This window comes from Streptomyces panacea (genome assembly GCF_040560175.1).
Classification (GTDB): domain Bacteria; phylum Actinomycetota; class Actinomycetes; order Streptomycetales; family Streptomycetaceae; genus Streptomyces; species Streptomyces panacea.
This window is the reverse complement of record NZ_JARJHW010000073.1, coordinates 1-21,120: the sequence shown is the minus strand read 5'-3', so window position 1 is coordinate 21,120 and position 21,120 is coordinate 1. Positions and strand designations below refer to the sequence as shown.

Here is a 21,120-nt window from a genome sequence, read left to right as displayed (position 1 = left end):
GAGGCGCTCACCGGGTCACACGCCCGGTCACCGGAAGGCATCCAGACCGGTGAGTGCCTTGCCCAGCACCAACTGGTGCATCTCGACGGTGCCCTCGTAGGTGAGCACCGACTCCAGATTCGTCGCGTGCCGCATCACGGGATATTCGAGCGAGATCCCGTTGGCCCCGAGGATCGTGCGCGAGGTACGGCAGATCTCGATCGCCTCCCGCACATTGTTGAGCTTGCCGAAGCTGACCTGCTCGGGCAGCAGCTTCCCCGCGTCCAGCCGCCGGCCGAGATGGTGCGCGAGCAGGATTCCCTTGTGCAGTTCGAGGGCCATGTCGGCGAGCTTGGCCTGGGTGAGCTGGAAGCCGCCGATCGGCCTGCCGAACTGCTCGCGGGTCTTCGCGTAGTCCACGGCCGACTCGAAACTGGCGCGCGCCGCCCCCATCGAGCCCCAGACGATCCCGTAGCGGGCGTGGCTCAGACAGCTGAGGGGACCGCGCAGACCGGTGACGTCGGGGAGTACGGCGTCGGCGGGAAGCCGCACCTCGTCCATGACCAGCTCACTGGTGACCGAGGCGCGCAGCGACCACTTGTGCTTGATCTCGGGCGCCGAGAAGCCGGGGCTGCCGGCCGGGACGAGAAATCCACGAATACCGCCCCGCCCCTCGTCCGTCTGCGCCCAGACGACGGCGACTCCCGCGACCGAGCCGTTGGTGATCCACATCTTGCGGCCGGTGAGCACCCAGTCGGTGCCGTCGCGCTTGGCGTACGTGCGCATCCCGGACGGGTCGGAGCCGTGGTCCGGCTCGGTGAGACCGAAGCAGCCGATGATCTCGCCGGCCGCCATGCCGGGCAGCCACCGCCGCTTCTGCTCCTCGGAGCCGAACCGGTGGATCGCGTACATGGCGAGGGAGCCCTGCACGGAGACGAGTGAGCGGATCCCGGAGTCGGCGGCCTCCAGCTCCAGGCAGGCGAGCCCGTACTGGACGGAGCTGGCCCCCGCGCAGCCGTATCCCTGGAGCGACATGCCGAGCGCGCCGAGGGAGCCGAGTTCACGGCTCAGCTCGCGGATGCCGGGCAGCTCGCCGCGCTCGTACCACTCGGCGATGTGCGGCATGACCCGGTCGGTGGCCCAGGAGCGCACGGTGTCGCGGACGGCCAGGTCCTCGGGCTCCAGCAGGTCGTCGATGCCGAGGGGGTCGCGCGGGTCGAAGGGCGGACGTTTCGAGGCTGAGGGTGCGGACATAGGGGCTGCCTCCGGCGGCTCGCGGATGTCAGTAAAACTAGCAGCGCTAGTTACGCTCGGCGCCGACATTACGACGCAAGGCTGTCGCCCGTCCAGACCCGCCGCCGCGCGCGGGGCTCCGGCCCGCCGGGACGGCGGCCGGGACCGCCGGGCCGTCCACGCCGGCGCCGTCGCGTGGCGCCGGTATGCCCGCGCCCGCCGCCCCCGTCTCCGCGGCTTCCCCGCAGGGCGGCGCCCCGCAGTCCATCACCCGGGGCAGCCGCAGCGCCGCCACCGCGCCGAGCAGCAGCAGGGCCGCGCTGACCACGAGCGTCACATGCAGGCCGTGCACGAACGAGTGACGCGCCGCGGTACGCAGGGCCTCCCCCGCCGGACCACCCAGCTGGGCGGCCACCTGATACGCCTGGCCGAGCGAGTTGGCGGCGGCCGATCCCGCCGCCTCCGGCACCCCGTCGACCGCGCCCGACGACAGGCCGGGCGCGTAGGCCGCGTTCATGACGCTGCCGAGGAGCGCGATGCCCATGCCCGCGCCGAGTTGGTACGCCGTCTCGCCGACGGCCGCGGCGCCGCCCGCCTGCTCCGGTGGCGCCTCGCTGAGCATCGACTCGTACGATCCGAAGAGCGTGGACTGGAGGCCGAAGCCGAGCAGCACGAAAGCCGTGGTCAGCAGCACCGGCCGGTCGTGGTGGCCCATCATCACCAGCAGCAGTACGGCGCCCGCGGTGAGGACGAACCCGCAGGCGACCATCCGGCGCGGGCCGACGCGGCGCAGGGTGTACGAGCCGGTGGCGCCCGCCGCCATCGCGGCGAAGGTGAGCGGCAGCAGCCGCAGTCCGGTCTCCAGCGGGCTGAGTCCCAGCACCAGCTGGAGATACTGGACGGCGATCAGCTCCAGGCCGACCAGCGCGAGCATCGCGAGGACGATGCAGCCGACGGAGGTCGAGAAGGTCGGCCGGGCGAACATCGTCACGTCGATGAGCGGATGTTTCCGGCGTTTCTGCCGCCGTACGAAGAGGAAGAGCAGGGCCGCGCCGAGCAGCAGCGGTCCGAAGGTCTTGACGTCGAGCATCGAGGCGCCCGCGCCGAGACGTTTCACCCCGAGGACGGCGCCGAGCACCCCGACCGCCGCCATCAGCGCGCCGACCACGTCCCACGGGCCGTCGCAGCGGCCCTTCGACTCGGGCAGCAGGAAGCGGGCGACCGGCAGGATCAGCACCATCAGCGGCACGTTGATCAGGAAGACCGAGCCCCACCAGAAGTGCTCGACGAGGAATCCGCCGAGCACCGGGCCGGTCGCGGCGCCGACGGCGGCCACCGCCGTCCAGATGCCGATCGCCATGGCGCGCTCGCGCCGGTCGGGGAAGACGGTACGGAGGATGGAGAGCGTCGCGGGCATGATCATCGCGCCGCCGACGCCCAGCAGGGCACGGGCGGCGATCAGTACGCCGGGCGACCCGGCGAAGGCCGCGGCCACCGACGCCAGGCCGAAGATCCCGTAGCCGATGAGCAGGACCCGGCGCCGGCCGATCCGGTCACCGAGCGTGCCGAAGAGGATCAGCAGCGCGGCGCAGACCAGCGGGTAGGCGTCCACGATCCACAGCAGCTGGACACCGCTGGGCCGCAGGTCCTCGGAGACGGCGGGGACGGCGACGTGCAGCACGGTCGCGTCGAGCGCGACGAGCAGCAGACTGACGCAGAGGACGACCAGGACGGCCCAGCGGTTGACGCCGCCGCCGGGGGTACCGCCGCCGACGGTGGCGCGCAGGCGCGCTCCGGCCGTGGTGGTCCCGGACATCTACGTACCTCCCAATAAGGTCCCTCGCGCTCGGCGGACCAGCAGGGGACGGTGGTGGTCCCCCGGGGCGGCCCGGCATCGACGGGCGAGTGAGCGGACAGCGTACGCGAGTTCCCCTGCCCGGGACGTGGCCCATCTCACCTCGTCGGACGTCGAAGTGTCGCGTACGCCGACGGGCGGCGGACGGCCGGGGGTCACCCCGGCGCGGTCAAGCCTCGGTCAAGCGGTCGGAAAATTCCGCGCGACGCCACGGTGAACTAATTCTGTTGTGCACAAAGACACTTACCCGGGCCCCCGCCGCGAGCAATAGGGCAGAAGGTCACTTGAAATTGCGGAACGGCCTCGGATAAACAGCGATCCGAGACACACTCCACATCACATCGTCATCACAAAGAGACTGGAACGACCGAGTCGGCCGTTCACTCGCTGTAACGTCGATTGGGTGCGTACCGACATCTTCACCCGACTGGACCGGGAGCCGGAGCCGCCGAAGATAGAGATCCCGCGGATGAGCCGTACCCGCGTGACTCTCTTCGGCGGGACTTTGGCGTTCTATCTCGCCGTCGTCATCGCCGTTCTCGCCTCGTCCTGGCTGGTGACGCTGGACTGGAAGATCATGCTGTTCCGGCCGTACCAGCAGTGGCAGCAACTGCACGCGTTCCTGGACTACTTCGTGGTGCTCGGCCAGCGCGGCCCCACGGCCGTGATGATCGCCGCCTGGCTGGGCTGGCGGTCCTGGCGCCAGCACACACTGCGTCCGCTGCTGGTTCTCGGCGCGTCGCTGCTGCTGCTCAACGTGACCGTGGGGGCGGTGAAGCTGGGCCTCGGCCGGCTCGGCCCGCACTACGCGACACAGATCGGTTCGGCCGAACTCTTCGCGGGCGGCGACATATTCCCCTCGGGACACACCGCGAACGCCGTGGTGACCTGGGGAATCCTGGCCTATCTGGCCACCACGCCGCGGGCCAGGCGCTATCTGTCGATCGGGTCGGCGGTCGTCGCACTCGGCGTCGGCGCGACGACCGTCTATCTGGGCACGCACTGGCTGAGCGACGTGCTGCTCGGCTGGGTCGCCGGTCTGCTGATCCTGCTCGCGCTGCCGTGGTTCGAGCCGACGATCGCCCGTACCGAGGCCGCGGTCTTCGTGGTGCGTGAGCGGGTGCGCGCGCGGTGGCGTGAGCGGAGCGGGATCGCCGCCGAGCCGGCACCGGCCGGCGGGCCCTGGCCCGTGATAGTCCCTCAGCTCAGCGCGCAGGAGGACGAGGACGCCGGCCGTTCGACGGTCGGCGCGGCCCACTCGGGGCGCAACGCGACCGGCCGGAACACGACGACGCAGCTCACCCAGCCCCGGCCGCACACCACGGCGCGCTCGGAACGGACTCCGACCACCCCGGCGGGCAGCCGCCGGCCACCGCGTTCACGGCCGATGACCGGCGGCTGAGGCCCGGTCAGAACCCGGTCCCAGGAGCTGGTCGGGACAGCGGAAGACCCCGGCGCGTGCGCCGGGGTCTTCCGCTGGTGATGTCGACGGTGACGTCAACCCAGCCAGCAGCGGATGACGGTGCCGTTCTCGACCTCGAAGTTCAGCCGCCCCTGGAGGAACTCCATGGTGATGATGGCGCCGGGCGGCAGCGCCCTGACGGTGGTCCAGCCGCGCTCGCGCGCGATCCGCTCGGCCTCGGGGGCGGCCAGGCCCACATAGGAGTCGGGCACGTCGTCGGGCTGTGCCGGAGGTGTCGGTGTCGATGCCATACGGCTCAGCCTAGGGGGTGTCGTGTCGATCGGGCCCGGTCTGCGGCGGGAGCGGCGACGGCGGCGGACGGTGACGGAACGCTCGCGTGCGGCGGGAGTCCGGTCACCGTCCCTACGCACTTACGTACGACCGCGGTCACACTTGTGTCACAGGATCACGACACATGTTCGGTGACTCCCGCTTGTCTTCGGACCACTGTTCACATGTCGGCCGTAAGTAAGCGATAAGTAATTCGACAGACTCGAAGATCACCGTATTTTCCGGGCTTCGAATTCCCCCGTTCGACGGTCCACCGGTATTTGACACGCCGTACGGAATTCACCTCGCCCTCGCGCAATCATCGGCGGTACGACACCTTCCGGATGACGGCGGAAGCAGCGACTCCGGTGTTACGGAGCGTCCCCAAGCGCCCGTGAAAGGCGGTCCCGCGCCGTCCTCATGTGCTCCGTCAGCTCCGGTGGCTCGATCGCTTCGAAGTCGATGCCGAGGAGCATCACATGGACCACGATCACGTCGAGACCACCCGCCCCGGTGCGCAGCAGACAGCTGTGCTCGTCGACCGGCTCCAGCACACCGGCGGACGGTGACACCAGCTGCGCCGCCTCCGCCGCGGACGCGTGGAGCCTGATCACCGCGGCCTCGGCGTAGGCCCGGGTGGAGACGCCCTCGGAGACATAGGCGGCCAGATCGGCGGCGGGCGGTTCGCGGGGCGGGAAGCGTGGGCCGTGCGGGGGCCTGGGGGTGATGCGGTCGGCCCGGAACGTACGCCAGTCGGCGCGGTCCAGGTCCCAGGCGACCAGGTACCAGCGGCGCTCGGTGCACACGAGCCGGTGCGGCTCGACGGTGCGGCGGCCGGCGGCGCCGACATGGTCGAGGTAGTCGAAGCGCAGCCGCTCGGCGTCCCGGCAGAGGTTCGCCAGTTCGGTGAGGAGGCTCGCGTCGACGGTCGGGCCGCCCGGGCCGCGGAGCATGGGAACGGTGAACGCGTTGAGCGCGCCGACCCGGCGGCGCAGCCGGCCCGGCAGGACCTGTTCCAGCTTGGCGAGCGCGCGGACGGATGTCTCGCCGATGCCGTCGATGCCGTTGCCCGCCGCCGTACGCAGCCCGACGGCGATGGCGACGGCCTCCTCGTCGTCCAGCAGGAGCGGCGGCAGTTCGGCCCCGGCGCCGAGCCGGTAGCCGCCGCCGGTACCCGGGCTGGCGTTGACCGGATAGCCCAGTTCGCGCAGCCGGTCGACGTCGCGCCGTACGGTGCGCGGCGTCACCCCCAGGCGTCCGGCCAGATCGGGGCCGGACCATTCGCGGTGGGCCTGCAACAGGGAGAGCAGGCGGAGCAGTCGGGCCGAGGTCTCCAGCATGCGTCGATTCTGTCAGCGGTCGAGGACAGGGGGTGTCCGCATGGGTGGGCCGTCGGCGCCGTCAGTCCGCCGGATCCAGACGCACACGGAGGTCGTTGTCAGCCGAGTAGCAGGGGGCGGCCAGCCAGCCGTCCGCCCGGTACGCCGGGTAGACGTAGATGTTCTCGCGGTCCCACACGTCGTCGAGGATCCGGGAGAGCCGGACGGGTGCCGCGCCGTGCGCGGGCAGCAGCCACAGGTCCCACAACCGCCGCGCCGTCACGGGCGGTTCCGCCAGCGCCGCGTACGGCAGGGTGAAGGTGAAGGCGCCGCCCGCGCCGCCGGTCACGGGGACCCGGTGCCCGCGGGGCGCCGTACCTCCCTCGCTTCCCCCGTCGCCACGGCTCGTCCGCCGCCGCGCCTCGGCCGTCGCGCCGTCGCCCGCCTCGGCGCCGTACAGCACGCCCTCCACGGTCATGGCGCCGTCCGCGAGGTGGATCGCCCCGGGCTCCGCGTGGGGCGCGCGGACCCAGCAGCGCAGCGCGAGGCGGCCGTCGGCGGTCGGGTACGGGACACGGACGGTGACCGGTCCGGCGCCGGGGATCCGGTCGACGAGTGCGCGTACGTCCCGGGTGCCGGGGCGCACGGGCCGGCCGTCGCGGTCGCCCGGCTCCGCGGCATGGACGATGTCCCAGTGGCCCTCGGCGAGCGGGGCGGCCCGGTCCAGTACGGCGCGCGGTCCGGTCAGCGGCAGGCGTACCTCGTCCTCGGGCGTGACGCCGCCGCGCCTGCGCAGCACCAGTCCGGTGCCGGGGGCTCCGGCGGCTCCGGCCAGCTCGAAGGTGACGGTGCCCGCCGCGTCGGCGGTGCAGTGCGCGGTGGGAGCGCTCACCCGGTCCTCCCCTTGCGGACCACGGCCGCGGCCAGTTCGCGTACGGTCCGCGTCCCGCCCACGAGGAGGCCACGGCCGCGCCGTACGGTGCCGAGCACGGCCTCTCGCGGGCCCGCGTTCCGGCGCCGGGCGACCAGGGCGGCGTACAGCGCCTCGTGGCGCTCGGCGATCCGCGCCGGGTCGAACCGGGCGGACGACTCGACGGCCGCCAGGCCCGTACGGCGCCGCAGTTCGTCGTCCTGGATCAGCGTGAGAATCCCGTCGGCGATCGCGTCCACGTCCCCGACCGGCACCAGCCGGCCGTCGACCCCGTCCTCGATGATCTCGCCGGGCCCGTGCGGGCAGTCGGTGGAGACGACGGGCACGCCGCAGCGCATCGCCTCGACGATGGTCATGCCGAAGGATTCGTGGCTCGATGTCACGGCGGCGATCGAACCCTTGACCCACTCGGGCTCCAGCGGGTTCACCGTGCCCATCAGATGGACGTGGTTGTGGAGCCCGCGCTCCTCGATCAGGGCGCGCAGCGCGTCGCGTTCGTCGCCGGTCGCGTCCCCCGCGCCGTAGATCCTCAGCCGCCAGTCGGGCCTGGCGGCCACCACCTCGGCGAAGGCCCTGATCAGCAGGTCGTACCGCTTGACCGAGGTGAGCCTGCCCGCCGCCACGACCCACCTCCCGGTGGAGTCCGCGGGGGCCACGGCCGGCGCGGGCACGCTGCCCGGCACCGCGTCGATCCGTACGCCGGGCAGGCGCAGCCTGGATCGGTAGGCGCGCGCGTCGGCCTCGGTGACGGTGGTGACGGCGTCGAGCAGCACGTACCGGTGGGCGATCTCGCGGCGCAGCCGGTGACTGTGACTGTCCAGCGTGAGGTGCTCCTGGCCGACCCGGACCGGGCCGCGCCCGGTCTGCCGGGCGATGTGGCAGTTGAGCCCCGGCCGGGTGCCGACGACGACGTCGGCCGTCAGCGACCGCAGGTGCTCGGCGATGCGGGTGTCGGTGAGGCGGCTGTACTGCCGGTACCGCCCGTCGCCGCGTGCGAAGACGGTGGCCGGCCGGCCGATGTCGGGGTGACCGCCGTCGTAACCGGGGCTTTTCCGGCGCAGATCGACGAGATGGCGCAGCAGGACGCCTTCGGGCGCGCCCAGTGTCGGCTCGTCGCGGTGCCGGAAGACCGAGACGATCTCGACGTCGTGCCGCTCGGCGAGGGCCCGCGCGAGATTGAACGTGGTGCGGATCGTGCCGCCGACGCCGAAGGCGTTGTGGAGCAGAAAAGAGATGTGCATGGGCTGCGGTGTCTCCCTGGTCAACCTGGCGCGACTGTAGGCCGGGGACCGGCCCGTCCCGCCGCACGCGTGAGCGGCGCCCGGCACCGCCGGCCGGCGCGACGCCGCCGCCGCACCTTCGCGCGGCAGGGCAGCGGCCCCGGGCCGACCGGGCGGGGGCGCCGGGAAGCTTCACCCGTACGGGGCGAGGGCGTGTCCGCGAAGTGGCGCCGCCCGCCCGCGCGGCTGACGACGCGGCGGCGGCCGAGGTCACCCCGGCGTCGCGGGCCCCGATGATCCGCCGGACAGGACCGGGGCGTCGCGCCGGCGGTCGCCGGTTCGGCGAAAGGCCCCTCCGGGGCCGGTGGTTCGATTCGTCCGGCTTCGCGCGTGACCCCGGCGACAGCTCGCCCGTTGTCTCATTACGAGCCGGGAACAGCCCGGCCCACGCACCGAGTTCGAGGAGCCACCCGTGCCGCGCATGCTCGACGTCAGCGAAGACGTACGCGCCGAGATCGGCGACGAAGAAGCCGATCGCCTGCTCGTCGGCGAGAACTCCCCGGGCAGCTACGACTGCACCTCCTGCCGTACCCCGGGCGACTCCGAAACTGAGCGCACCAGCACGGTGCTGTTCATCGGCGAGGAGACCGCCGTCCTGGCCTTCGCCCACGCCACCTGCATCCCCTCCCAGGTCGTCAAGGTGGCCGAGGACCAGCTCCAGGGCGCCGTCCGCAGCATCACCGGCGCGGACCCGCAGGCGACGGGCACCGGCGGCGAACAGGCCGTCCTCGGTGTCACCAGCGGTCTGGTCCTGATCGACAACCAGCTGCACCCCGCCCTGGTCGTCGAACCGACCGGCCCCATCGCCCGGCCCGGTTCGGCCGGCGACGAGGACGAGTTCCTGCCGCTCCTCGCGGAGCAGGGCTTCCAGCCGGTCGGCGATCTGACCCGGCCGCCGGGCACGCTGGCCGGCTGGTCGGTGCTGCTCGCCATGGGCCAGCTGCACGCGGTCCTCCAGCCCGGTACGGGCGGTGGCACCCCGGTCGCCTGGTGGCAGGCCCACCAGCCGCTCCAGGTCACCAGCGACTGGCGGGCCGCCGCCAACAAGTCGCGGACGGTCCTGGTCTTCGCCGCACCGGTCGGCTGCATCGGCCAGCAGCCGCGTGAGGACCTGCTGCGCGACGCGCTGGACAAGGCCGCGGCCGACGGGCGTCTGGTGGCCGCGGCGATGCCGCTGGCCGGCACGTGACGGACGAGGGGCAAGCCTCTCCGGAGGAGCGGGACCGCGTCGGGGACCCGGTCCGTAACCCCGCCGGCTCGCCCTCCCACCCCTCGCGACCAGCATTTTCGCCGGTCAGGCCGCATCCGACGGACGACGGGGTCGTTGGCACCTACGTGCACTCATACGACCGTTCACGTCAGCAGTACCAGCCCCAGGTCCCCGCCATGCGCCCGGCCCAGGACCCCCCGGCCGGTTACTCGTCCGGATACTCGGCCACGCCGATCTACGACGCGCTGTACTCCGAGTACCTGCGGTCGTTCAGGACTCTGCCGGGCGACCGGAGCGGTGAGGAGGCGCTTGGCTTCACCGCGTTCGGTACGGGGATGCAGGGCTCCTCCTCGGGCCAGCAGTTCACGAGCACGTGGCAGAGCGGCCGGCAGTATTCGGGCGGCCGTCCGCAGATGGCCCTGCCACCGGCGCCGCGCCGGGGCCTCTGACCCCGCCGGGGGCCGTACGCCCTCAGCCGTACGAGCCCGTACGTGAGAAGCCGGTGGGCCGGCGCGGATGTCGTCCGCGCCGGCCCACCGGCTTCTCACATCACGTCACGTCACTACCGGTCGGAGACCGTCCGTCACTTCTTGCGGCCGCGCTTCTCCCGCACCCGCACCGAGATGTGGATCGGCGTGCCGTCGAAGCCGAACTCCTCGCGGAGCCTGCGCTCCACGAAGCGCCGGTAGCCCGCCTCGATGAAGCCGGACGCGAAGAGCACGAAGCGCGGCGGCCGGGTGCCCGCCTGCGTACCGAACAGGATGCGCGGCTGCTTGCCGCCGCGGATCGGGTGCGGGTGGCCGGCGACGAGCTCGCCGAGGAAGGCGTTGAGCCTGCCGGTCGGCACGCGCGTCTCCCAGCCCGCGAGCGCCGTCTCGATCGCCGGGACCAGGCGCTCCATGTGGCGTCCGGTGCGCGCCGACACGTTGACGCGGGGCGCCCACGCGATCTGCGCCAGCTCGGTCTCGATCTCGCGCTCCAGGTAGTAGCGGCGCTCCTCGTCGAGGGTGTCCCACTTGTTGAAGGCGACGACGAGGGCGCGGCCCGCCTCGACGGCCATCGTGATGATGCGCTGGTCCTGGACGCTGATGGACTCGCTGGTGTCGATCAGGACGACGGCGACCTCGGCCTTCTCCACGGCGGCGGCCGTACGCAGCGAGGCGTAGTAGTCGGCGCCCTCCTGGAGGTGGACGCGGCGCCGGATGCCCGCCGTGTCGACGAACTTCCAGACCGTGCCGCCGAGTTCGATCAGCTCGTCGACCGGGTCACGGGTGGTGCCCGCGACCTCGTTGACGACGACCCGGTCCTCGCCCGCGACCCTGTTCAGCAGGGAGGACTTGCCGACGTTCGGGCGGCCGATCAACGCGATCCGGCGCGGGCCGCCGATGGTGGTGCCGAAGGTCTGCTCGGGGGCCTCGGGCAGCGCCTCCAGGACGGCGTCGAGCATGTCGCCCGTACCGCGTCCGTGCAGCGAGGACACCGGGTACGGCTGGCCGAGCCCGAGCGACCACAGCGCGGTCGCGTCGGCTTCGCCGCTCTGGCCGTCGACCTTGTTGGCACAGAGCACGACGGGCTTGCCCGCGCGGCGCAGCAGCTTGACGACGGCCTCGTCGGTGTCGGTGGCGCCGACCGTGGAGTCCACGACGAAGACCACCGCGTCGGCGGTCTCGATCGCGTACTCGGCCTGGGCGGCGACGGCCGCGTCGAGTCCGAGTACGTCCTGCTCCCAGCCGCCGGTGTCGACGAGCTTGAAGCGGCGCCCGGCCCACTCGGCCTCGTAGGTGACGCGGTCTCGCGTGACGCCCGGCTTGTCCTGGACGACGGCCTCACGGCGGCCGATGATGCGGTTCACCAAGGTCGACTTGCCGACATTGGGGCGGCCGACGACGGCGAGGACGGGCAGCGGGCCGTGGCCGGCCTCGCCGATCGCGCCCTCGATCTCCTCGGGGTCGAAGCCTTCGTTGGCGGCGAGCTCCATGAACTCCGAGTACTCGGCGTCGCCAAGCTCTCCGTGCTCGTCGCCGGAGTCAATGTGGTCGTTCATGAAGTCCGTACCTCGTTCATCGTGATCGGTGCGCCGCGACTGCGCGGTGCACTACTCAAGTCCTGCCCGGCGCCCGGTGAGGCGTCTGGCGTTGCCCAGATGGGCGGTCAGCCGCTTCTGGATCCGCAGCGTGGCGTCGTCCATCGCCTGCCGCGTGCGCCGGCCGCTGCCGTCGCCCGCGTCGAAGGCGTCCCCGAAGACGACGTCGATACGGCTGCGCAGCGGTGGCAGCGCGCCTATCAGCCGCCCGCGCCGCTCCGTGCTCCCCAGCACCGCCACCGGGACGATCGGCGCTCCGGTGCGTACGGCGAAGTACGCGAGCCCGGTTCGCAGGGAGGCGAAGTCGCCCTCTCCCCTGCTGCCCTCGGGGAAGATCCCCAGGACCCCACCGCCCCTGAGCACCCCGAGCGCGTCGGTGACGGCCGCGCGGTCGGTGGTCGTACGGTCCACCTTCAGCTGTCCGATGGACAGCAGGAACGGGTCGAGCGGACCGATGAAAGCTTCTTTCTTGATCAGGAAGTGCACGGGCCTGGGCGCGGTGCCCATGAGCATCGGCCCGTCGATGTTGTGCGAGTGGTTGACGGCCAGGATCACCGGGCCGGCCGCGGGAACCCGCCAGCTGCCGAGCACCCGTGGCTTCCACAGGCCGTACATCAGTCCGATGCCGATGCCGCGGCCGACCGCCGCGCCCTTCGGGGAGGGTGAACGGGTCGGTGCGCCCTTCCGGGAGGGTCCGGTCACCGGGCCGCCCGCTTCTCCTCGACAAGGGTGACGACGCACTCGATGACCTGCTGGAGCGTGAGGTCGGTGGTGTCCACCTCGACGGCGTCGGCCGCCTTGGCCAGCGGGGACGTCTTACGGCTGGAGTCGATCGCGTCCCGCTTGATCAAGGCTTCCTTGGTGGCGGCGAGGTCCGTGGACTCCTTGCCCTTGAGTTCGCCGCTGCGGCGGGCGGCGCGCGCCTCGGGCGAGGCGGTGAGGAAGACCTTCAGGTCGGCGTCGGGCAGCACGGTGGTGCCGATGTCACGGCCTTCGACGACGATGCCGTTCGCGGCGCCGGCGGCGATGGAGCGCTGGAGCTCGGTGATGACGGTCCGCACCTCGGGGACGGCGCTGACCGCGCTGACCTTGGCCGTGACGTCCTGGGTGCGGATGGGCCCCGAGGCGTCCGCGCCGTCGACGGTGATCGTCGGGTTCGATGCGTCGGTGCCGGACACGATGACCGGCTTGCCGGCGGCCGTGGCGACGGCCGAGGAGTCCTGGACGTCGATGCCGTTGCTGATCATCCACCAGGTGATCGCCCGGTACTGCGCGCCCGTGTCCAGGTAGCTCAGTCCGAGCTGGGTGGCCACGGACCGGGACGTGCTCGACTTGCCGGTGCCGGCCGGCCCGTCGATGGCGACGATCACGGCGGCCGGGGCGGTCCTGGCGTCGGTTGCAGCGGTTTCCACGGGTGCGGACACCTTCCTGGTTCACGGGGCGGGGAGTCGTACGCGAAGTGGTTCGCGGATCAGTCTCGGGACGTTCGGGGGGTCGTTTCCGGACGCCCAGACGTCAGTACGCCCCCGCACAAGGTTACCGAGTGCTGGGGCCGTCCCTCACACCCCCGTGAAAGCCCGCCCGCGCACCGGCCGGGGAGCGCTGTCCCGCCCCCGTGTCAGCGGCGGATCGACCAGCCGCGCCCGCGCAGTGCCGCGCTCAGGACGGGGGCCGCCGCGGGCTCCACCATCAGCTGCACCAGACCCGCCTCCTGACCGGTCGCGTGCTCGATCCGGACGTCCTCGATGTTGACCCCGGCGCTCCCGGCGTCCGCGAAGATCCGGGCCAGCTCGCCCGGCCGGTCGCTGATCAGGACGGCCACCGTCTCGTACGACGCGGGGCCCGCGCCGTGCTTGCCCGGTACCCGGACACGGCCCGCGTTGCCGCGCCGCAGGACGTCCTCGATGCCCTCGGTGCCGTCGCGCCGCTTGGCCTCGTCGGCGGACTGGAGCGCCCGCAGCGCCTCGACGGTCTCGTCCAGGTCGGCGGCGACGCCCGCGAGCACGTCGGCGACCGGCCCCGGGTTCGCGGTGAGGATCTCGACCCACATACGGGGGTCCGAGGCGGCGATGCGGGTGACGTCGCGGATGCCCTGGCCGCAGAGCCGTACGGCCGCCTCGTCGGCGTCCTCCAGGCGTGCGGCGACCATCGAGGAGATCAGCTGGGGGGTGTGGGAGACGAGGGCGACGGCCCGGTCGTGGGCGTCCGCGTCCATGACCACCGGCACCGCGCGGCAGAGGGCCACCAGTTCGAGGGCGAGGTTCAGCACCTCGGTGTCGGTGCCGGGCGTGGGCGTCAGCACCCAGGGGCGGCCCTCGAAGAGGTCTGCGGTCGCGGCGAGCGGGCCGGAGCTCTCCTTGCCGGCCATCGGGTGCGTACCGATGTACGCGCCCAGGTCGAGGCCCAGCGCCTCCAGCTCGCGCCGTGGCCCGCCCTTGACGCTGGCGACGTCCAGGTAGCCGCGGGCGCTGCCGGCCCGCATCGCGGCGGCGAGCGTGGTGGCGGTGTGCGCGGGCGGTACGGCGACGATCGCGAGGTCGACGGGTCCGGCCGGCGGCTCCTCGGTACCGGCGCCGAGCGCCGCGGCCGTCCGCGCCCTGGCCGGGTCGTGGTCCACGAGGTGGACGGCGACGCCACGTCCCGCGAGGGTCAGGGCGGCCGAGGTGCCGATCAGGCCGGTACCGATGACGAGGGCGGTTCTCACTGGGCGATGTCCTTGCGGAGGGCTGCCGCGGCGCCGAGGTAGACGTGCGCGATCTCGGATCGGGGGAGGTCGGACTCGATGTGGGCGAGGATGCGGACCACGCGCGGCATGGCGCCGTCGATGTCCAGCTCCTGCGCGCAGATCAGCGGGACGTCCACGATGCCGATCCCGCGCGCGGCGGCGGCCGGGAAGTCGCTGTGCAGGTCGGGGGTGGCCGTGAACCAGATGCTGATCAGGTCGTCCGTCCCGAGGCTGTTGCGCTCCAGGATGGCGGAGAGCAGCAGGGCGACCTGTTCGTCCATGTGCCCCGGCTCGTCCCGCTCCAGCTGGACGGCCCCTCGGACAGCTCGTACCGGCACGTCGTGCTCCTCGTCCCGCTCAGTGATCGTGTGCTCCGTCCAGGTTAGACAGATGGGCGGCGGTACGGTCGGGGCGACCGTTGCGCGAGACGGCGGGCGGGTGTCCGGTACGCGCCCTCCCGTACTCTCCGTGCGTATGGGACCCGAGGAGCTCGTACGCGACCACACCGTCTACGCGTGCGTCATGGGCTCCCGCGCCTTCGGTCTGGCGACCGAGGGCAGTGACACCGACCGCCGGGGTGTGTTCCAGGCTCCGACGCCGCTCTACTGGCGCTTCGAGAAACCCCCGACGCATGTCGACGGGCCGGCCGACGAGCAGTTCTCCTGGGAGCTGGAGCGGTTCTGTCTGCTCGCGCTGCGCAGCAATCCCAACGTGCTCGAATGTCTGCACTCGCCGCTGGTCGAGTACGTGGACGACACGGGCCGCGAACTCCTCGCCCTGCGCGAGGCGTTCCTCTCCCGGCAGGCCCACGAGACCTTCGTCCGCTACGCGATCGGCCAGCGCAGGAAGCTGGCGGCGGACGTGCGGCAGCACGGCGTGCCGCGCTGGAAGCACGCCATGCATCTGCTGCGGCTGCTGGGCTGCTGCGGTGACCTGTTGCGTACGGGGCGGCTGGTCATCGACGCCGGTGAGCGGCGCGAGCCCCTGCTGGAGGTCAAGCGCGGCGAGGTCCCGTGGGCCGAGGTGGAGCGGCGGATGAACCGTCTCGGCGAGGAGGCGGACGCCGCGCTCGCCGGCACCGCGCTGCCCGCCGAGCCCGACCGCGCGCGCGTCGAGGACTTCGTGATCCGCGCGCGGCGGGCGTCGGCCCTGCGGGCGTCGGCGGTGCGGGGCTCAGCTCTGCGGGGGTCGGCTCTCCAGGCGGGTGCGGACGACGAGGTCGTGGAGCGCCTCGTACCCGGCAGGGGAGTCGGGTAGCCGGGTCTCGGCCCTGGCCTCCGCCAGGACCTCGTGGAGCGCGTCGACGTCGCTCTGCAGCCGGGTCGGGGCGAGGCCCGTCGCCGCGCCGTGTTCGGCCTCCGCCTTCGCCTCGATCAGCTCGGGCAGATAGTCCGGCGCGCTCACCTCGGTGAGCAGCGTGGGCAGATGGGCCTGCACCTCGCCGGTGCGCATCAGGTGGACGCCGGTGAGCAGCGCCCTGAACGTGTAGAGCAGCGGCTTGAGTTCGCCGGTCTTCTCGAAGAGGCGCCACTGGGTGGCGGCGAATCCCCGGTAGTGGTGGGCGTGGTGGCCGGTGAGCACGCCGGGTGCGAGTGAGAGCAGCTCACGGTGCGCATCCGTCGAGTGCGCTATCAGCGGCGAGTACAGCTGTTCCAGTACGTAGCCGTTGCGCCGCATCATCATGCGGACGAACTTGCGCAGGTCATGGCTGACCAGGTCCATCTCCACACCGTCGTGGTCCCACATCCGCGACCGGGTCTCGTCCGGCTCGTGCAGTCCGATGAGTTCGGCCACCGGCAGCAGGTGGGCGCCGCGCAGGTCGACGTCCGAGTCGGTGGAGGGGAATCCGTAGAGGTGGGCGCCGGAGACGGTGGCGAACAGCAGCGGGCCCGACTCCTCGGCGAGGACCGGGCCGAGGTCGGTCATGGGCAGCCCGGCCCGCTCCAGGCGCCGGGCGCGGTCGGCCGGGGATTCGTCGAGGGAGCCGGCGGAGTGGCCGAAGGGGCCGCCGTCCGCCGCGTGTTCGTCATCCATACGCATGGATCAAGCGTCCCAGAGTGCCCCGAGTTCCAGCAGCTCCTCGCGGTACTCGATCCGGTCCGCCCACTCCTTCGGCCAGGCACCCGCCCCGAGGTGCGCTCCCGCGAACGCGCCCGTCAGGCAGGCGATCGAGTCCGAGTCACCCTTGGTGCAGGCGGCCCGGCGCAGCGCCGTGACCGGCTCGTCGGGGAAGATCAGGAAGCAGAGCAGCCCGGTGGCGAACGCCTCCTCGGCGATCCAGCCGTCGCCGGTCGCCAGGCACGGGTCGGTCTCGGGTGACGGTGCGCGCAGGGCCTGCTGGAGCCGTTCGAGCACGGCCAGGCACTCGTCCCAGCCCCGCTCGACGAAGTGCTCGGGGGTCGGGTCCTGGCTGTGGGTCCACAGATCACCGAGCCAGCCGTGGTGGTAGCGGGACCGGTTCTCGTACGCGTACGAGCGCAGCAGCCCGACCAGGCCCAGCGGCTCGGTCCCCCGCGCCAGCAGGTGCACCGCGTGCGCCGTGAGGTCGGACGCGGCCAGGGCTGTCGGGTGGCCGTGGGTGAGGCCGGACTGCAACTGCGCGGCGCCCGAGCGCTGTTCGGCGCTGAGGCCGGGGGCGAGCCCGATGGGCGCGACCCGCATGTTGGCGCCGCAGCCCTTGGAGTCGATGCGGCTCGCCCGCTGCCAGGGCCGGTCGCTGTCGAGGAGCTGACAGGCCGTCATGCAGGTGTTGCCGGGGGCCCGGTTGTTCTGCGGGTCGTGGAACCAGTTCACGAACTCCTCGCGCACCGGCCGGGTGAGGCGCAGCGGTCCGATCGGGCCCCGCTCCATGGCGGTGCGCAGACCGCGGCCGAGCGCGAGTGTCATCTGTGTGTCGTCGCTGACGATCGCGGGCCTCGCCAGCGGCAGTTCCCGCCAGGGGCCGAACTTGGCGAGGATCGACGGCACGTCGTTGAACTCGGTGGGAAAGCCGAGGGCGTCGCCGAGCGCGAGCCCGGTCATGGCACCGGTGGCGGCTCTCTTGGACGCGGTGGCCGAGGAGGTCATGGGGTGGTCCGTCCTTCCGGTCGAAGCAGCGGCGGGTGGAGTGCGGTGGCGGTGCCCGCGCGGTAGAGGGCGGCCGGTTTGCCCCGGCCGCCGGTGCGGCGTGGCGGTCCCTCCACCGGTTCGACGAAGCCGGGTGAGGTGAGCACCTTGCGGCGGAAGTTGGGCCGGTCCAGCTCGACGCCCCAGACCGTCTCGTACACCTGCTGAAGTTCGCCGAGGGTGAATCGGGGCGGGCAGAACGCCGTGGCGAGGCAGGTGTATTCGAGCTTGGCCCCGATCCGGCGCCGGCCGTCGGCCAGGATCCGGCCGTGGTCGAAGGCGAGCGGGCCGGGTTCGCCGTCGTCGTACCGGGTCCAGCGGGCCTGGGCGGCGTCGCCACCGCCGCGCGGTTCGGGGAGGTCGGGCACGAGCGCGGTGTACGCGACGGAGACGACGCGCATCCGGGGGTCCCGGTCCGGGTCGCTGTACGTGCGCAGTTGCTCGGGGCGCAGTCCGGCGACGGTGTCCGGCGACAGGCCGGTCTCCTCGGCGAGTTCACGCCGCGCCGCCTGCCCGGCGGACTCACGGGGCCGTACAAAGCCGCCGGGCAGCGCCCAGTGGCCCAGGTACGGCTCCTCGCCGCGTTCGACGAGCAGGACGTGCAGGCTGCCCTCGCGGACCGTGAAGACGGCGAGATCGACGGTGACGGCGAACGGCACGAAGTCGGCGGGGTCGTAGTTCTCGGGCACGCGGGGCTGTGGGGGCGGCTGTTGGGGGGTCATCTGTTCTCCGGCAGGGGTGCGGTGAAGTACCAACCCTGCTCCAGCAGGGCGTCCACCGCGGCGACCGCGTCGGCGAGTCGCTTCTCGCGCGGTCCTTCGAGCGCGACGAACGTCCGCCCCGTGCGGGTCAGTTCGTCCCTGAAGCGGCCGGTCATCCAGGGCCGCAGTTCCTCGCCGTCGCGCAGCCCGTCGTCCTCGAAGGCGACGCCTTCGTGGCCGGTGAGCAGCCACAGATGGTGCGGCACGCGGTCGGCGAACTCCTCGACGAGCGGGTTGCGTCCGCCCACGTACCGCTCGTGCCAGACGGTGGTGGCGAAGGAGTCGGTGTCGCAGAAGAGGACGGGTGAGCCGGCGCGGGCCGCCGCCTCCTCCCACTCGTTCTGCCGCTCGGCGATCAACGGGAAGTCCTCGGTGGCGAGTTCGACGTCCTCCCACCGCGCGCCGGGCCACCGGGCGCGCAGCGCGGCGAGCTTGCGTTCGCTGAACTCCCGTCCGTACTCGCCGACGCAGAGGGTACGGGCCCATACGCCGCCGCGCGCCCGGTAGTGCTCGGTGAGGGCCCGCGCCAGGGTCGTGGTGCCGGTGGACTCGGCGCCGAGCACCACGACGCGGCGGGTGAGCGCGGCCCTGACGGGCGGGGCGAGGAAGCCCCAGCAGCCGACGGGGTCCTCGCGGACGGCCGTCCCCGACACCGGGTGGCGCGTGCGGTCCGGGTCCACGACGACGGACTCGGCGCCGAAGCGGCGGGCGAGTTCGTCCCCGTACGACTCCGAGGTGAACACGGCGTCCACGGGCTCGGGGACGGCCGCGCGGAAGACCGCCATGTGCGCGTCCCAGACGGCGGGGTCACGCAGATCCATGCGGGTGTCGTCGACGGCGCCGATGACCCGGACGTCCGGGTGGACCTCGCGCATCCAGGCGACGCGGTCGGCGAGCGGCACCGACTCGACGGAGGCGGCGCAGACGAGGACCGTGAGCCGCTCGCAGCGCTCCCTCGCGGTCCGTACGAGGTGGTGGTGGCCCGTGTGCGGAGGGTAGAACTTGCCGAGGACCAGGCCGTGTTGGTGTCTCGCGCTCATGCCGCGACCTTCAGCGGACCGGCCGGACGCCGGTCCATGTCACGCGACCAGTTGCGCAGTCCGATGACGCACAGGGTCAGGAATCCGGCGTACAGGACCGACGTCAGGTAGAGGTCCTTGTGCGCGTAGAGCGGGATGTAGACGACGTCGGCCGCGATCCACAGCCACCACGACTCCAGACGCTTCCGGCACTGCCCGTACGTCGCCATCAGCGACAGGGCGGTGGTGACGGCGTCCCAGAACGGCACCGTCGAAGACGTCCGGTGGTCCAGGAGCAGTGTCAGCCCGAGAGTTCCCACCGCCCCCGCCGCGAGCAGCCAGCCCCACTCGGTGCGCGAGGTGCGCCGCACCGGGAGGTACGCGGAGCCTGGTCCACCCCCGTGGGTCCAGGTCCACCAGCCGTACACGGCGAGGGCGATGAAGACGACCTGCAACCCGGCGTCGGCGTACAGGCCGGCCTGGGTGAACAGCAGGACGAAGAACAGGTTGTTGGCGATGCCGATCGGCCAGTTGGCGAGGTGCTGACGGGCGACGAGCCAGACGCAGAGCGCGCCGCTGCCGAAGCCGAGCACCTCGGTCCAGCTCACCGGGGTGTCGAGAACGGTCACCAGCGGCTGCCGCAACGGGTCGAGGATATCCGCGAGACTCACACCCGCCTCCTTAATGGTCACGTTGACTATAAAGGTGAACGGGCCCGCGCCACAAGCGGAAAAGCCCGCGGCCTGAGGCCACGGGCTTTCTTCACTCGGTGCGGTCGCGGTCGAACGGACCGGCCTACAGGCCGACTTCCTTCATCAGCATGCCGACCTCCGTGTTGGTGAGGCGGCGCAGCCAGCCGGACTTCTGGTCGCCCAGCGGGATCGGGCCGAACGACGTCCTGACCAGGCGCTCCACAGGGAAGCCCGCCTCGGAGAGCATGCGGCGCACGATGTGCTTGCGGCCCTCGTGGAGGGTCACCTCGACCAGGTAGTTCTTCCCGGTGTTCTCCACGACGCGGAAGTGGTCGGCGCGGGCGTAGCCGTCCTCCAACTGGATGCCGTCCTTGAGCCGCTTGCCCAGATCGCGCGGCAACGGGCCCTGGATGGCGGCGAGATACGTCTTCTTCACGCCGTACCTGGGGTGCGTGAGGCGGTGGGCCAGCTCACCGTGGTTGGTGAGCAGGATGATGCCCTCGGTCTCGGTGTCCAGCCGGCCGACGTGGAACAGGCGGGTCTCACGGTTGGTGACGTAGTCGCCGAGGTTCTGCCTGCCGTCCGGGTCGCCCATCGTGGAGACGACACCGGCGGGCTTGTTCAGCGCGAAGAAGAGATGCGACTGGGTGGCGACGGTCAGACCGTCGACCTTGATCTCGTCGCGGTGCGGGTCGACACGCTTGCCCTGCTCGACGACGATCTCGCCGTTGACCTCGACGCGGGACTGCTCGATCAGCTCCTCGCAGGCCCGGCGCGAACCCATGCCGGCCCGCGCGAGGATCTTCTGCAGCCGCTCGCCCTCCTGCTCGGCGCCCGGGTTGGTCCTGGGGGTCCTGATCTCCGGCTTGTCCGCGTACCGGTCACGGTTGCGCTGCTCGATCTTGGCGTCCAGCTCGCGCGGGCGGGCGGGCTTGCCCTGGGCCCGGCGCTTGGCCGCGATGCTGGGGGCCTTGGGGCCGCCCTTGGCGCCGCCGCGTGCGGACGCGCCTCGGCTGCCGCCGCCGGCCGGAGCGCCGGAGCCGCCCTGGCCGCCACCGGGACCGCCCTGACCGGCGCCGGGACCGCCGGAGCGCCCGACGTCGTAACGGCGCTCCTCGGGACGAGGCTTGCTCTCACGCTTCGGCTGCTTGTCGTCGCGCGCGCCGCCGCTGCCGCCGCTCCCCCGGCTCCTGTCT

At 72.3% G+C, this 21,120-nt stretch carries 21 protein-coding genes; 4 read left to right on the top strand and 17 right to left on the bottom strand.

The annotated features are described in order from the left end of the window. Positions 1–27: 27 nt before the first annotated feature. Positions 28–1,233, bottom strand: a complete 1,206-nt coding sequence (locus tag P3L51_RS18795) for an acyl-CoA dehydrogenase family protein (RefSeq protein ID WP_354606405.1) — start codon at positions 1,231–1,233, stop codon at positions 28–30. A gap of 46 nt (positions 1,234–1,279) precedes the next feature. After that, positions 1,280–3,028 carry an MFS transporter gene (locus P3L51_RS18790; RefSeq protein ID WP_354606404.1) on the bottom strand — a complete coding sequence of 583 codons (1,749 nt, stop codon included), beginning with the start codon at positions 3,026–3,028 and terminating at the stop codon, positions 1,280–1,282. A gap of 442 nt (positions 3,029–3,470) precedes the next feature. Between P3L51_RS18790 and P3L51_RS18785 the strand changes: the two genes are divergently transcribed. Further along, positions 3,471–4,469 carry a phosphatase PAP2 family protein gene (locus P3L51_RS18785; RefSeq protein WP_354606403.1) on the top strand — a complete coding sequence of 333 codons (999 nt, stop codon included), beginning with the start codon at positions 3,471–3,473 and terminating at the stop codon, positions 4,467–4,469. Between the two features lie 95 nt (positions 4,470–4,564). Here P3L51_RS18785 and P3L51_RS18780 read toward each other — a convergent pair whose 3' ends face one another. The 4 genes from P3L51_RS18780 to P3L51_RS18765 all read right to left on the bottom strand — a co-directional run bounded on the left by P3L51_RS18780 (position 4,565) and on the right by P3L51_RS18765 (position 8,290). Further along, positions 4,565–4,780: an I78 family peptidase inhibitor gene (locus P3L51_RS18780; protein WP_354606402.1), complete on the bottom strand. Its 216-nt coding sequence runs from the start codon at positions 4,778–4,780 to the stop codon at positions 4,565–4,567. 390 nt (positions 4,781–5,170) lie between these two features. After that, positions 5,171–6,139, bottom strand: coding sequence for a helix-turn-helix transcriptional regulator (locus P3L51_RS18775; RefSeq protein WP_354606401.1), 969 nt, complete (start codon positions 6,137–6,139; stop codon positions 5,171–5,173). A gap of 61 nt (positions 6,140–6,200) precedes the next feature. After that, a complete protein-coding gene (locus tag P3L51_RS18770; protein WP_354606400.1) occupies positions 6,201–7,010 on the bottom strand; it encodes a hypothetical protein in 810 nt (269 codons plus the stop codon). After that, on the bottom strand, positions 7,007–8,290 hold the full coding sequence (locus P3L51_RS18765; RefSeq protein ID WP_354606399.1) for a glycosyltransferase family 4 protein: 1,284 nt from the start codon (positions 8,288–8,290) through the stop codon (positions 7,007–7,009). The genes P3L51_RS18770 and P3L51_RS18765 overlap by 4 nt, the downstream gene beginning before the upstream one ends. A gap of 451 nt (positions 8,291–8,741) precedes the next feature. On the opposite strand from P3L51_RS18765, the gene P3L51_RS18760 reads away from it, so the two are divergent. Together P3L51_RS18760 and P3L51_RS18755 are read left to right on the top strand one after the other, a co-directional pair. Next, the gene (locus P3L51_RS18760; protein ID WP_354606398.1) at positions 8,742–9,518 is read left to right on the top strand and encodes a DUF8842 C-terminal domain-containing protein; all 777 of its coding nucleotides are present in this window, start codon (positions 8,742–8,744) and stop codon (positions 9,516–9,518) included. Positions 9,519–9,715: 197 nt separating this feature from the next. Further along, positions 9,716–9,988: a hypothetical protein gene (locus P3L51_RS18755; protein ID WP_435594481.1), complete on the top strand. Its 273-nt coding sequence runs from the start codon at positions 9,716–9,718 to the stop codon at positions 9,986–9,988. A 134-nt stretch (positions 9,989–10,122) separates the two neighbouring features. Here P3L51_RS18755 and der read toward each other — a convergent pair whose 3' ends face one another. The 5 genes from der to aroH all read right to left on the bottom strand — a co-directional run bounded on the left by der (position 10,123) and on the right by aroH (position 14,685). Continuing rightward, complete coding sequence (der, locus tag P3L51_RS18750) at positions 10,123–11,583, bottom strand: ribosome biogenesis GTPase Der (RefSeq protein ID WP_354606396.1); 1,461 nt, start codon at positions 11,581–11,583, stop codon at positions 10,123–10,125. Positions 11,584–11,634: 51 nt separating this feature from the next. Further along, positions 11,635–12,363: a lysophospholipid acyltransferase family protein gene (locus tag P3L51_RS18745; protein ID WP_435594480.1), complete on the bottom strand. Its 729-nt coding sequence runs from the start codon at positions 12,361–12,363 to the stop codon at positions 11,635–11,637. After that, positions 12,321–13,046: a (d)CMP kinase gene (gene cmk / locus P3L51_RS18740; protein WP_354606395.1), complete on the bottom strand. Its 726-nt coding sequence runs from the start codon at positions 13,044–13,046 to the stop codon at positions 12,321–12,323. The genes P3L51_RS18745 and cmk overlap by 43 nt, the downstream gene beginning before the upstream one ends. A gap of 194 nt (positions 13,047–13,240) precedes the next feature. Next, complete coding sequence (locus P3L51_RS18735; RefSeq protein WP_354606394.1) at positions 13,241–14,326, bottom strand: prephenate dehydrogenase; 1,086 nt, start codon at positions 14,324–14,326, stop codon at positions 13,241–13,243. Next, the gene (gene aroH / locus P3L51_RS18730) at positions 14,323–14,685 is read right to left on the bottom strand and encodes a chorismate mutase (protein ID WP_354606393.1); all 363 of its coding nucleotides are present in this window, start codon (positions 14,683–14,685) and stop codon (positions 14,323–14,325) included. Before aroH ends, P3L51_RS18735 begins: the two co-directional genes overlap by 4 nt. 136 nt (positions 14,686–14,821) lie before the next feature. Between aroH and P3L51_RS18725 the strand changes: the two genes are divergently transcribed. After that, the gene (locus P3L51_RS18725) at positions 14,822–15,604 is read left to right on the top strand and encodes a nucleotidyltransferase domain-containing protein (RefSeq protein WP_354606392.1); all 783 of its coding nucleotides are present in this window, start codon (positions 14,822–14,824) and stop codon (positions 15,602–15,604) included. Here P3L51_RS18725 and P3L51_RS18720 read toward each other — a convergent pair. The 6 genes from P3L51_RS18720 to P3L51_RS18695 form a co-directional block, all read right to left on the bottom strand. Then, positions 15,521–16,273 (bottom strand): nucleotidyltransferase domain-containing protein, encoded by a 753-nt coding sequence (locus P3L51_RS18720; RefSeq protein WP_354606414.1) that lies wholly within the window; start codon positions 16,271–16,273, stop codon positions 15,521–15,523. The genes P3L51_RS18725 and P3L51_RS18720 overlap by 84 nt on opposite strands. A gap of 117 nt (positions 16,274–16,390) precedes the next feature. After that, complete coding sequence (locus P3L51_RS18715; RefSeq protein WP_354606391.1) at positions 16,391–17,413, bottom strand: ADP-ribosylglycohydrolase family protein; 1,023 nt, start codon at positions 17,411–17,413, stop codon at positions 16,391–16,393. Beyond that, positions 17,410–18,174 (bottom strand): NUDIX hydrolase, encoded by a 765-nt coding sequence (locus tag P3L51_RS18710; RefSeq protein WP_354606390.1) that lies wholly within the window; start codon positions 18,172–18,174, stop codon positions 17,410–17,412. The genes P3L51_RS18715 and P3L51_RS18710 overlap by 4 nt, the downstream gene beginning before the upstream one ends. Next, positions 18,171–19,253 (bottom strand): AAA family ATPase, encoded by a 1,083-nt coding sequence (locus P3L51_RS18705; protein ID WP_354606389.1) that lies wholly within the window; start codon positions 19,251–19,253, stop codon positions 18,171–18,173. Before P3L51_RS18705 ends, P3L51_RS18710 begins: the two co-directional genes overlap by 4 nt. Further along, positions 19,250–19,903 carry a nicotinamide riboside transporter PnuC gene (gene pnuC / locus P3L51_RS18700; RefSeq protein WP_354606388.1) on the bottom strand — a complete coding sequence of 218 codons (654 nt, stop codon included), beginning with the start codon at positions 19,901–19,903 and terminating at the stop codon, positions 19,250–19,252. The genes P3L51_RS18705 and pnuC overlap by 4 nt, the downstream gene beginning before the upstream one ends. 124 nt (positions 19,904–20,027) lie before the next feature. Then, a partial coding sequence (locus P3L51_RS18695; protein WP_354606387.1) for a pseudouridine synthase occupies positions 20,028–21,120 on the bottom strand: 1,093 nt, incomplete at its 5' end.